The organism is Rhizobium sp. CB3060 (assembly GCF_025200735.1).
Classification (GTDB): domain Bacteria; phylum Pseudomonadota; class Alphaproteobacteria; order Rhizobiales; family Rhizobiaceae; genus Rhizobium.
Genome location: NZ_CP104159.1, coordinates 2,248,683 through 2,260,376 on the forward strand (window position 1 = coordinate 2,248,683; position 11,694 = coordinate 2,260,376).

Annotated in this window: 12 protein-coding genes and 1 pseudogene; 5 read left to right on the forward strand and 8 right to left on the reverse strand. The window is 58.5% G+C overall.

The window, feature by feature from the left end:
* Positions 1 to 139: 139 nt before the first annotated feature.
* On the forward strand, positions 140 to 1,024 hold the full coding sequence (locus tag N2601_RS29545) for an MBL fold metallo-hydrolase (protein WP_260304577.1): 885 nt from the start codon (positions 140 to 142) through the stop codon (positions 1,022 to 1,024).
* Here the strand turns inward: N2601_RS29545 and repC are convergent.
* The 4 genes and pseudogenes from repC to N2601_RS29565 all read right to left on the reverse strand — a co-directional run.
* A pseudogene (gene repC, locus N2601_RS29550) lies at positions 1,021 to 1,215 on the reverse strand (replication initiation protein RepC); the annotation flags it as partial. The gene N2601_RS29545 and the pseudogene repC sit on opposite strands and share 4 nt — an antisense overlap.
* 37 nt (positions 1,216 to 1,252) lie before the next feature.
* Positions 1,253 to 4,648, reverse strand: coding sequence for an acyl-[ACP]--phospholipid O-acyltransferase (locus N2601_RS29555; RefSeq protein ID WP_260304578.1), 3,396 nt, complete (start codon positions 4,646 to 4,648; stop codon positions 1,253 to 1,255).
* A 90-nt stretch (positions 4,649 to 4,738) separates the two neighbouring features.
* Complete coding sequence (locus N2601_RS29560) at positions 4,739 to 5,020, reverse strand: YiaA/YiaB family inner membrane protein (RefSeq protein ID WP_104827797.1); 282 nt, start codon at positions 5,018 to 5,020, stop codon at positions 4,739 to 4,741.
* A gap of 37 nt (positions 5,021 to 5,057) precedes the next feature.
* Positions 5,058 to 5,747: a PspA/IM30 family protein gene (locus tag N2601_RS29565; RefSeq protein ID WP_104827798.1), complete on the reverse strand. Its 690-nt coding sequence runs from the start codon at positions 5,745 to 5,747 to the stop codon at positions 5,058 to 5,060.
* Between the two features lie 110 nt (positions 5,748 to 5,857).
* Here N2601_RS29565 and N2601_RS29570 point away from each other — a divergent pair, with 110 nt between their 5' ends.
* A complete protein-coding gene (locus tag N2601_RS29570) occupies positions 5,858 to 6,466 on the forward strand; it encodes a TetR/AcrR family transcriptional regulator (protein ID WP_104827799.1) in 609 nt (202 codons plus the stop codon).
* A gap of 323 nt (positions 6,467 to 6,789) precedes the next feature.
* On the forward strand, positions 6,790 to 7,380 hold the full coding sequence (locus N2601_RS29575; RefSeq protein WP_260304579.1) for an IMPACT family protein: 591 nt from the start codon (positions 6,790 to 6,792) through the stop codon (positions 7,378 to 7,380).
* 34 nt (positions 7,381 to 7,414) lie between these two features.
* Here N2601_RS29575 and N2601_RS29580 read toward each other — a convergent pair whose 3' ends face one another.
* Both N2601_RS29580 and ftsZ read right to left on the reverse strand, forming a co-directional pair.
* Positions 7,415 to 7,630, reverse strand: a complete 216-nt coding sequence (locus N2601_RS29580) for a hypothetical protein (RefSeq protein WP_260304580.1) — start codon at positions 7,628 to 7,630, stop codon at positions 7,415 to 7,417.
* 122 nt (positions 7,631 to 7,752) lie between these two features.
* Positions 7,753 to 8,775: a cell division protein FtsZ gene (gene ftsZ, locus N2601_RS29585; RefSeq protein WP_260304581.1), complete on the reverse strand. Its 1,023-nt coding sequence runs from the start codon at positions 8,773 to 8,775 to the stop codon at positions 7,753 to 7,755.
* A gap of 219 nt (positions 8,776 to 8,994) precedes the next feature.
* On the opposite strand from ftsZ, the gene N2601_RS29590 reads away from it, so the two are divergent.
* Positions 8,995 to 9,855 carry a tetratricopeptide repeat protein gene (locus N2601_RS29590; protein ID WP_260304582.1) on the forward strand — a complete coding sequence of 287 codons (861 nt, stop codon included), beginning with the start codon at positions 8,995 to 8,997 and terminating at the stop codon, positions 9,853 to 9,855.
* Here the strand turns inward: N2601_RS29590 and N2601_RS29595 are convergent.
* Positions 9,793 to 10,509 carry a hypothetical protein gene (locus tag N2601_RS29595; protein WP_104827803.1) on the reverse strand — a complete coding sequence of 239 codons (717 nt, stop codon included), beginning with the start codon at positions 10,507 to 10,509 and terminating at the stop codon, positions 9,793 to 9,795. The two genes, N2601_RS29590 and N2601_RS29595, sit on opposite strands and share 63 nt — an antisense overlap.
* A 134-nt stretch (positions 10,510 to 10,643) precedes the next feature.
* Complete coding sequence (locus N2601_RS29600; protein ID WP_104827804.1) at positions 10,644 to 10,793, reverse strand: entericidin; 150 nt, start codon at positions 10,791 to 10,793, stop codon at positions 10,644 to 10,646.
* Between the two features lie 202 nt (positions 10,794 to 10,995).
* Here N2601_RS29600 and N2601_RS29605 point away from each other — a divergent pair, with 202 nt between their 5' ends.
* The gene (locus N2601_RS29605; protein ID WP_260304584.1) at positions 10,996 to 11,361 is read left to right on the forward strand and encodes a DUF488 domain-containing protein; all 366 of its coding nucleotides are present in this window, start codon (positions 10,996 to 10,998) and stop codon (positions 11,359 to 11,361) included.
* Positions 11,362 to 11,694: the final 333 nt, after the last annotated feature.

The following is an 11,694-nucleotide window of genomic DNA, read 5'->3' on the forward strand; positions in this document are numbered from 1 at the left end:
CAGGCTAAGATTCACGCAAGGGGCGAGTCCCGTCACTTAAGAAAAGCCGATGGTGTGGAAGAACAGCGACATGCGCTCTGGCGCGGCATTGCGATCTTTCGACAGGCCTTATGTCGAAAACCACTGAAAGCTGCCCTTGATGGATATCACCGTTGAATTGTGTTCTTATCCCGATCTCGACGATCGCATCGCCATTATCAGAGCAGCGGACGAAGTCGACAGCGTCTTCGTCCGCACCGAGAGATTCAACGTTCTGATTGATACGCTGGCGACCCCGGCCCTCTGTGCGAGGGCACTCGAACTGCTTGGCGGTCATTTGCAGGATCGACCGCTCGTTGTCGTCAACTCCCATATGGACTGGGATCATTTCTGGGGCAATGCGGCACTCCGCGGCGGAGTGCCGATCGTCGCGCATGCCAAAGCACTCGAGCGGTTGCATGATCCGTCATCCCGGCAAACTCTCAGCGACAAGATGCAGGAAAGCGCGCGGTTCCATGATGTCGAGATCATCGCACCCAATATCACCTTCGCTGGCGAGGAGATGGCGCTTCATGGCGGGGACCTCACGCTGGAGCTCATTCATACGCCCGGGCACGCTCCCGACCATGTGTCTGTGTGGATTCCCGAGATTCGCGTCTGCCTGGCCGTCGACGCAGTCGAGACGCCGATTCCGGAAGTTTGGAGCAAAGCTCCGGCTGACCTTCATGCGCTTTGCTCATCGTTGCAGCGGATCCGTGATTTGAAGGCAAATCACGTTGTCCTCGCGCACGGCCAAACCTCCGCACCATCCGTCGTGGACGAAAACCTTTCCTACTTCGCAGCATTGCGCGACCGCGTCGCCGAACTAGCTGATGAACACTTGGCTGATCCGGCTCTAAACGAGCGACCCGGCCTACGACTACAGGATTTTGTCAACGTCCCGGCTGCGATGCCGGCGGAGACCGTCGTCTTCTACGAGAACTGCCACAAATCGAACCTTCGCGCGGCTGTCGAAGCGCGAAAAGCCACGTTTGCGTTCATTTAGTGCGGATAGGCTTTTGTCGGCCTATCCGCTCGATTAAGCAGGAACCTGAAACACACCATCAACATCGGTCCAAGCGAAAACTCGCCTCGTTCCGCTTTGCGGGTGAAGTTACGCAAATAACCACCCGCATTGTTGATGTGCCCTGCCCTCGTCACCGCGGTCGCGGTTTTCGGCCCGGGCGCATTGCAGGCGTTAACCACCGACCGCTTTGCTGCCCAGGTACGAAACTCACGCCGCTTGCGACTGCGACAGTCCTTCCATCGCCACGGCGCGCGCCGTCACGAAATCGATCTTGCCAGAGCCGAGTACCGGCACCTTGCCGACGGTGACTTCGGCAGGGACCATCATTTCCGTGGCGCCCTTCGATTTGGCGAATGCCAGGAAATCGCTTCGGTTCGCATCCGGCGCATCGGTCAGCAGGATAAGACGCTCGCCTTTCTTCGCGTCCGGTATAGCCGATACGACGCTGAGAGCACCAGGCCAGAGCTGCGCGGCAAGGGTCTCCACGGCGGCAAGCGAGATCATTTCGCCGCCAATCTTGGCAAAGCGCTTGGCCCGGCCGCGGATCTTGACGAAACCGTCCTCATCGATGGTGACGATGTCGCCGGTATCGTGCCAGCCCTCCCGCAGCGGCTCGAGGACGCCGGGATTGTCGGCGCGCAGGTAGCCGGCCATCACATTGGCGCCGCGAATAAGAAGACGGCCGCCCTCGTCGATGCCGGGAACCGGATCGAGCTTCCATTCCATCCCCGGCATGATCTTGCCGACCGTTCCCGTGCGGTTGTACATCGGCGTATTCAGCGAGATCACTGGGGCTGCCTCGGTCACGCCATAGCCTTCCAGGATACGCAGGCCGAATTTCTCCATATAGACCTCGCGGGTCGACGCCTTCACCGGCTCGGCGCCCGAGAAGATGTAGCGGATCGACCGGAGGTCGTAAGGATGAGCGGTGCGCGCATAGCCGTTCAGGAACGTATCCGTGCCGAAGACGATGGTGGCGTTCGAGACGTAGATCAGCTCCGGCACGATGCGGTAGTGCAGCGGCGACGGATAGAAGAACACCGGCACGCCCGAAACCAGCGGCAGGATCGTGCCCGCCGTCAGGCCGAAGGAATGGAACATCGGCAGAATGTTGAACACCTTGTCGCCGGGGTGGAAGTCTATGCGCGAGGCCGCCTGGGCTGCGTTCGATAGGATATTGCGGTGGCTCAGCACCACGCCCTTCGGCGCACCTTCGGAACCGGAGGTAAAGAGGATAACGGCCGGATCATCGGCACTGCGCTTGACCAGCGGCCGGTACTTGCGGACGAGGCCGACGATCTTGTCGAGCGAGGTGACCTGCGTGCGCAGTTCGTCCAGCCACACGAACGTCACGTGCTTTTCGAGTTCCTCGACCACCGGGCCGAGCTTGGCCTGGGTGATGAAAGCGCGTGAGCAGAGCACATGCTTGACCTCTGCCGTCCGGCAGGCCGACAGGATGTTCGCAGCGCCGGCCGTAAAATTCAGCATGGCCGGAACCTTGCCCGCCGACATGACGCCGAGGACGGTCGCGGCCGTGCCATTGGCGTTCGGCAGCATGACGCCGAGCGTCTTCTCGTTCGGGAACATCTTCCGGAACTTCGCGCCCAGCACCGCAGCACCGGTCAGGAGCTTGGCATAGGACAGCTTGCCGGCAATCGGATCTTCGACGGCGAGCTTCTTGCCGCCATATTCATGGGCGCTTTCGATGACGCGGCCGAGGACGGTGTTGTCGGTGTCGGCGGTGCGGAACATCAGCGTCGACATGATCTGATAGAGAGCGGCACCGGCCGCGATGCGCCGTTTCCTGCCCTTGAGTTCTGCCGGAACGTCGAGCTTGACCGGCTCAAGGATCGTCACCTTGACCTTGGGGAAGAGACGGCGACGAACGTGACTCGAGGTCAGATAGGAGGCGTAGCTCTTTTCCAGGCCATCGATGCGAACGGGCACGATCATCGCGCCGGTCTTGTCTGCGACCATGGCCGCGCCGTCATAGACCTTCATCAGCGTGCCGGTGACGGTCAGGCGACCCTCGGGGAAGATGCCGACCGGGCTGCCATCCTGGATCACCTTGATCAGCGAGCGCGTCGCCATCGGCTTCGTCGGGTCGAGCGGCAGGAATTTGCACTTCGTCAAAAGCGGCCGCACCCACCATTTCTTGGCGAAGGCATAGTCGATCGCAAAGACAGGCTCTTCCTCGGTGATGGCAAGCGCCAGAGCACCGTCGAGCAGGCTCACATGGTTGAGCGCGATGATCGGCGCCGGGCCGGCCTTGCGGATGTTTTCAAGACCTTCGACTTCCAGCCGCATGAAGGCGCGGAAGATAATGGAGATGAGATCGCGGAAGGCGTTGGTCGGCAGCATTTTCAGCATGACCCAGGCGATCGCGATGTTAAGCACGGAGATGCTGAGAATGATGACCGGAACCGACAGCCCGACTGCCTGCAGCACAGCCACAAGCGCCAAGCCAACGGCAATAAAGAGAGCGGACAGGACATTCGATGCGCCGATGACGCGGGCGCGGCGATCCTCATGTGCCCAGCTCTGCATGGCCGAGAAAGTCGGAACGGCCAGGAAGGCACCACCGATTGCCATACCGGCGAGGTCGATGGCAACGCGAATGGTCTTCGGTCCGGCAAAGAAGGCAAGAATGGTTTCGGCATGGGCGGTCGACTGAAGGCCCCACAGGTTCCAGGCGAGATCGAGACCGAAGAGCGCAACAATCAGCATGCCGACGGGCGCCGGCAGCAGCACGATACGGCCTGCAGCCATCCAGCCGGCGATGGCCGAGCCGATGGCGACGGAGATGGCAAAGATCGCCAGATAAGCAGGGACGACAATTTCCGAGCCGCCGAGGATGTCGGTCACCATGACCGGCAGCATCGACATGATGAAGGAGCCGACGAACCAGAACCAGCAGTTCATCAACGAGGCGCGCCAGATGCGGCTATCGGCGCGAAGTTCGTTCACGAGCCTGTAGCTGGAACGCACGACATTGGTGTCGACGACCAGATCCGGCGCCTTGGAACCGGTCGAGGGGATCATGCGCGCAGCAAACCAGCAGAGGATGGAAAGCCCCATCATCATCGGGCCGAAGATCCAGACATTCTCGCCCTCGCGGAAGGCGACTGCCGCAACCATGGTGCCCGTGAGAATGGCGATGAAAGTGCCGCCCTCGATCCAGGCATTGGCCTTGGGAAGATCCCGGCTTTCCAGATGATCCGGCAGGATGCCGTATTTGATCGGCCCGAAGAGCGAGGAGATGACGCCAAAGCCGAAAAGGGCGAGCATCAGTATCCAGATGGACGAGAAGCCGATGCCGACGACGGAGATCGCTGCCACGCCAAGCTCACATCGCTTCAGAAGCTCAGCCATCTTCGCCTTGTCATATTTGTCGGCGAGTTCGCCGGCAATCGCCGACAAGAGCAGAAACGGCACGATGAAGATGCCGCCGGCAAGCGTCACCAGCGCCGCACCCTCCGTCGCCATCTCCGCTAGAATGACAAAAACCAGAGTCTGCTTGAGAAAATTATCGTTGAAAGCGGTGAGGAACTGCGTCCAAAACAGCGGCGCAAACTTCCTCGATCTCATTAAGTGCTTTTGCATGGCGTACCCCTCATTCAGCCAACAAGACGCCACAGAGTTATTACGCAAAGGTTGAGCGCCGATACAACTCTGCGGCGTCGTTAATAAAGTTTAGTCCTGACCGTCACGATTGAACTTAACCAGCAGCTTTTCCGTGCGGGCATCCTCTACCTTGCGGATCAGCCTGTCAGCCTCGGCATTGTCGCGGATCGTCTTGGTCACGTTGACCGCCGTCTGCACCAGCATCAGGATGCCCATGGCGAGATAGCCTTTGCCCCAGAGATCGATCGGCATCATGTAGAGACCGACGAACAGCATGAAGGCGGCGGCGCCGAAGGAGATGTAGGAAAAGCTGACCCAAGCCTGGGAGTGTTTCTGGAAGCTGTCGTTCATGATCGTATCCTCTCTTATGTGTTTGATGTGTTTGGTTTCAGGCTGCTGAATTCATGCGTTCGCGAAGGCGGGCGAGCACGCCATCGGCCGAGGGGCCAAGCGGTGCGCCGAAGCCGGCGCTGGCGAGTTTTTCGATGACGATTTCGGGCCGGCTCGCGGCGTCCATTTCCTTCATGGCCGATGCGGTGATCTCGCAGCGATTTTGATAGGCCTGGAGGCGGGCAAGCGTTTCCTCGGCCTCGTCGAGCGTAACCAGGCCAGCGGCGGCGTCGCTAACGGCATTAAGCTTCTGTGTCTGTTCGGTGGCACGAGCCAGCCGCTCGCCACGCTGCAATTGCTGCAGACGCGCTTCCGATGCGCGGACGGTTGCCTTGAGCTTACCGATCGTCTGGATGAATTGCGCCTGTGCCTTCTCGGAGGCATCGCGCTCAGCCTCGAGCTGGGCAATCGCTTCTGCCGCTTCCCGGGCAAGCTCGTCACTGCCCTTCTGCAGGGCGGCAATGGCCCGGGTTTCCAGATCCGCGATGCGCGCGGTGATCGCCATGTGCTGGCTCTTTTCCTGCTCATTCTGCGCAATGGCAACCGCCACTGCTCGCCGCGCCGACTGGATGGCGCTCGCCGCGTCGCGGATCTGCTGCGCAAGCAGCGGCACGGCATTGCGATCGATGAACGCCTGCTCCGCATCGTAGGCCCGGCCGCGGATGAGCGTCAGAATTGAATTGAACATTTGTCGTCTCCCGTTTATGAACGATGTTCATGAAATGATGTATGCCAGAATCGTGAACGTCGTTCAAGAATAATTTTGAACGACGTTCAAAAATCGGATTGGAATGGTTAATGGCGAGAAAAACCCTGGAAAAGCGCGAGGATCTGAGGTTGCGGCTGATCGAGGCGGCGCGAAATCGCATCGCGACCGACGGCCTTTCCAACCTCAGGGCACGCGACGTCACGCAGGATGTCGGCTGCGCTCTTGGAGGTCTCTATACGGTCTTTGCCGATCTCGACGATCTCGTCATTCACGTCAATTCGTCGACGCTGAAGGCGCTTGAAGCCTCGCTGACGCTGGCGGAGGTCAAGGATCACACGCCGACGGACCGCCTGCGCAACCTCGCACGCGGTTATCTGCGGTTCGCGGTCGCTCATCGCAATCTGTGGAAGGCGCTCTTCGACCATCGGCCGCCGGACAATCGTCCGAGCCCCGAATGGCATCTGGAAGAGCACATGTTTTTGATGGGCATCATTGCCGAGCCGCTTGCCGAACTGCAGCCGACCATGTCGGAGACGGCGCGCGCCATCCGTGCGCGAACCCTGTTCGGCGCCGTTCACGGCGTCGTCAGCATCAGCCTCGAAGGGCGGTTCGTCGGCCTGCCGGTCGAAAGCCTGGAGCGGGAGCTCGACGACTTTATCTTGACAGTCGCGGCCGGAGCCGCGGCAAGGCAGGGCTAAAGCATGCCAGGGGATTGGGAATGGCGTGCCCGATCATCGCGCTATGTACAGTAACGCGCTGACAACAGAGACGCCGCCGATCGGGGCTAAAAATAGGAGCAGGAGTTCAAGTCCGAGCGCCCACATCAGCAATTTCTGCTGACCCGGCGTCAAGTGCGGAGGCTTTCTTTCCGGCTTCCGAGGGCTCCCTCCTCCTCCATAGAACCCATTTAAGTCGCGATACATTTGCGCCTCCATCATTTATGGAGAAACTATGGTTGCTGCACATGGTTCCTACGATGGATTTGGAACCAAGCACCGCACTCCATATCGCTGGGATTAAGATGTTTCGCCTTGAAGAGCAGTGTAGTTTCGAACAGATCATCAAGAAGAGCACGTTTCGCGCCGTCGCAATCCCTGTCGATACCGAGGAGACCGCGAAACTGGCTCTTCAGACCGTCGCCACAGCAACAGGGGCCAATCACAATTGCTGGGCCTGGCGCATCGGACAAGCCTACCGCTTTTCGGATGATGGCGAGCCGAGCGGTACGGCCGGAAAGCCGATATTGGCTGCAATCGACGGGCAGTCAGTTGACCGTGTGCTTCTGGTCGTTTCCAGATGGTTCGGCGGCGTTCTGCTTGGGACGGGAGGTCTCGTGCGAGCCTATGGCGGGAGCGCCGCAGCCTGCCTGCGGGCAGCGAAGCTCATCGCTTTTACGCCGATGATCGCCGGACAAGCGAAAATTCAGTTTAGCGATCTGGCTCTCGTAAAGGCACGCCTCGCCTCGCTCGATCAGGTTCGCATTGTCGAACAGCACTTCACCGACGAAGGTTGCGACGCGACAATCCAATTGCCTCAAGAGGATGTCCAAGCCGTCGCACAACTCATAAATGATCTTACAAACGGGCGCTCGTCGCTTCGTATGGACGACTGATCTTAATTCGATCGCTCCTCTTGAACCTATCTCGTTACCAGTTGCCGGGGTCTGCGGTATGGTCGATGCTGGCAAATTCATCTGCCTTTTCACGATCCAGCGTTATGCTGGTAGTGGAGTTTGAGTCATCCATGACCGAAAAATGAAGCGGTGGCTGCCCTTTCGTCAGCTCCTGGTACATGAGCAGGGCGGCCTCTTCGGCGGTATCAGCTTCGATTTCGTTCGCGACGATAACGTTAAACTTGCGCATCTCAGTTCCCTTATCTTTGCCGCCCTGATCCTAGCATCACCTCGCAGGACCGTCGCCTGCCGAAGCGACCGACCGGCACCTCGGCGTCCAATTCTCTCCCGCCCCATCGAAAATCTCGCATGCTACTGTAGCGTATGCTTCGGATCCAAATCCCGAACAAAGGCGTCCATCGGTTCAAGCATTCTGCGGCCATCCAATCCGGTCGCCACAACAGAGAGGCGGAACCTACCGTCGAGATTGCGGTCGAAGATCGCACCGATGACGATTTCCGCATCGCCTTCCACTTCGTCGCGAATGCGGCTCGCTGCCTCGTCCACCTCAAAGAGCGTCATATCCGAGCCGCCGGAGATCGAGACTAAAACACCCTTCGCACCTCTCATTGAAACGTCGTTCAGCAACGGATTCGCGATTGCCGCCTCGGCCGCTCTCATCGCACGGTTTTCCCCGGTCGCTTCGCCCGTGCCCATCATAGCTCGGCCCATACCTCGCATGACCGATTTCACGTCAGCGAAATCAAGGTTGATCAGGCCTTCCTTGACGATGAGATCGGTGATGCATCCAACGCCGGAATAGAGCACGCGATCGGCGGTCATGAAGGCATCCGCGAAAGTGGTCTTTGCATCGGCTATGCGAAACAAATTCTGATTGGGAATTACGATGACGGTATCGGCTGCCTGCTGCAGCGCCTCGATGCCGAGCTCCGCTGTCTTCATGCGGCGATTGCCCTCGAACGAAAACGGCTTGGTGACCACGCCGACGGTTAGGATGCCAGCCGAACGGGCAGCTTGTGCGATCACCGGCGCCGCACCCGTCCCCGTTCCGCCGCCCATTCCGGCGGTGACGAAGCACATGTGCGAACCGCTCAGATGATCCATGATCTCATCGATCGATTCCTCGGCAGCCGCGCGGCCAACTTCCGGCAGCGAACCTGCACCGAGACCTTCGGTTACATTTGCTCCGAGCTGGATGCGGCGAGCTGCCTTCGATGTCGCGAGGACCTGGGCGTCCGTGTTTGCCGCGATGAAGTCCACACCCGCCAGATTTTCGGCAATCATGTTATTGATCGCGTTTCCGCCGCCACCGCCTACGCCAATGACAGTAATGTTTGGCCTTAGGCCAGAGATGCCGCTCTTGGCGTCCGTCATGTTTACTTCCCTCATCCATCTTGGTCGCACGTCTATCGCTTCGAACAGCGAGTCGCGGTTCATCGTAGAAGCGCAACAAGGCGTTGACAGGGCAAAGGCCGACCGTTTGAGCGTAATCGGGCGGATGAAATTCCACAATTGACGGCTCGATATCGGCGGCGGATAACTCCGTCATGGCGATACGGGGTATTGCGCTCGGGAGCATCTGGATGGCTGCGCATGAAAGAAAGTGAGCGTTTGGCGATCATTGCGAACGCGATAGCGGCGTTCAATGAGAGCAATCGTGAGCTGGCAAAGCAGCTTTGCGAAGCCGGTTTAAATCAGTTTCCATCGGATCCGTCGCTCTCTCATCTTTTGGCAGCTATTCTGTTTGCAGAAGAAGATTTTTCCGGTGCTCGGGAAAAAATAGAGACGAGTCTTGCAGCTCAACCAAGGAACGCCCCCGCCCTCTTTCTCGCCGGTAAAATTTATCGAGCAGAGCATAAACTGGAAGCGGCATTGATGCAGCTTGAGAAAGCGGCAAGCCTGGAAGTCCGGCTGGAGATTTTTGTCGAGAAAGCCCGAATTTTCGACCAGATGGGCAACAAGTCGGCTGCACGCGATGCTTGGAGCATGGTTCTCAATGCCAAGCCGACATCCCTGGAAGCTTTGAATCGGCTCAGTTCGCTAGCGAGAGGACGTGGCGCCCTCGTTGAAGCAGAGCAACTGCTCGAACGCGCCGTTGCCCTCGAAGACCATCCAAAAATTTGGTTTGAGTTAGCACTCGTGCGGCACGATCTGCAGAACCTGGACGGCGCAGCCGAGGCTTACCAACGTGTGCTCGAAATGAACGCAGATGCGCCGGAGGCGGCCGTTAACTTGGGTGTCGTATTGCAAGAGGCGGGCAGAATGGACGAGGCGATGGCGGCCTTCTCGACGGCTTATGCGCTGGACGCATCCACGTTTGGCGTCATTGCCATGGCTCTTACCTCGGCGCCGTGCGGTCGGCTGTGGCTCGACGAGGAGGTTCTGCGTCAATCATTGGTTAGCGGAGCGACCGCGCTTGGCCCGAAATCGCTTGCGGTAGACGCCCGGTGTTGAAAGCACGGTGGCAACCGTCTGCGTATACGCTTCCTGCCGTTGCTCATCCAACTCCTCAAAAACAAGTTCGGGCATGCTGCGTGGAACCGCAAAACACTGTGCGACCGGCGTTCCGCGGGCCAGGATCCCCGAGAATTCAGGTTCAGTCCAAATTGCCGGGAAATTGATCCCGCCGTCAGTAAACCGGTCGGAATCCACAAGGCCTGTGACAAGCCGAAAGGGAAGATCGGCACGGTTGATGGGATGTGTTGCAAAGAGCGACCAGCCATCATCGAGCTGGATTGTCCAGAAACTGTTGAATTTGACCGCCGCCTGCCCGGCGATTTCAAACGGGCTGCCGGTCAATTGCCCAGGCGTATGAAAACTGAGCGGCGATCGAGGATGTCGCTCGGTGGCTGGCGACGGAATATCCCAATTCCAGGAAAAGGCACCCTTATCCACAAGCACATCGCACGGCAAAAGTATCGTGAAGCCATACGCCATCGCATCGACCACGGGAGGGCACTGCTTCAAAGTGCGCACGTCGCGACCGTGAATTGCCGAATAGGCGGTGTTGGGCATAGTGCGCAGCCAGTCCGGCAGCGCACTGCGAGCAAGGACGGGACGCGGCAGATATTCGGCCAAAGCCGGGTCACATCGGAAAATAATACGCATTGCGCCCGCCTCCAGTGCTGTCCGCCGGTCAAGACCGACGAGTTGGGGGACGCTATCATGGGAATCTTCGCATTGATACACGGCCGTGCGCTCGTTCCCGCAGAGCAATTTGCGGCCGGCGTCAGAGAACTAGGCTAGTTCGACGCCTTCAGCACCCGATGCGTACTCGAATCCATCGCCTGGCCGGTTTCTTTTGCATCCTTCGCCATTCCCTTTACCGTGTTTGCGCAAGACGATAGCGTCAACAGGACCAGCATTGCAGTGGCGAGTGAGACTTTGAGCATCGTTAAATCTCCCCATGGAATGGTATGGATTCAATTTAACCGCGCATCTTTTCTTTTCAAGGAAGGCCGATCCGAAACTCGCATAGGGGTCGATTCTCAACGGACGTGGAGGGTATGGAGATGGCAGCATCTCGGATTGCCGGTGTGATGGTTGCGGGCTATGTAATCGGCAATAGGCTCTGAAATAGCGAGGGCTTTCGGAATGGCTCATTCGCTTCTGAAACTGAAACGCGTATATGACGAACCCTCGAACGAAGACGGTCGCAGGGTGCTTGTCGATCGGTTGTGGCCACGCGGTCTATCCAAGAAAGATGCGGAACTGAGCGACTGGATCAAGGAAGTGGCTCCATCGCCGGAGCTCCGGAAGTGGTTTGATCACAGGCCGGAGCGGTTCATGGACTTTCGGGAAAGATACCGGCAGGAACTGGCGTCGAATCCGGCGGTGCAGGCATTGCTTCATTTTGAGGATGGACCGGTGACACTGCTGTATGGCGCGAAGGATCCGGTTCACAACCATGCAGTGGTGCTTCTGGAGTTTCTGAAGACCTTGGAAGATCGGGGCTCGTGACCAGCGCGGTTTAAACAGGAAACGAAGAATGTTAGCGGGCGATCGACACGAAAATGAGTCGCGACTCATCATAATGTTTGGAGGCTCGAAGGCGAATTCGGTCGCTCGAACGCAACCATTTCTCTTTATGCCAAAGCGCTAATCAAGATGGGCGCTTCATCGGGCAATGCGGCTAACCGATGGAGAAAACAGGGAGAATCGTGATTCGTTGCTTAGCCGGGAAACGGCGTTAGGATTGCTCTAACCTTATTTTGCTGGACGAAAACACAGAATCATGGCCTTTGTTAGCGGGTGGCGGCCGATAGAACGAGTGTAGGCCGCCAAGAGGGACAG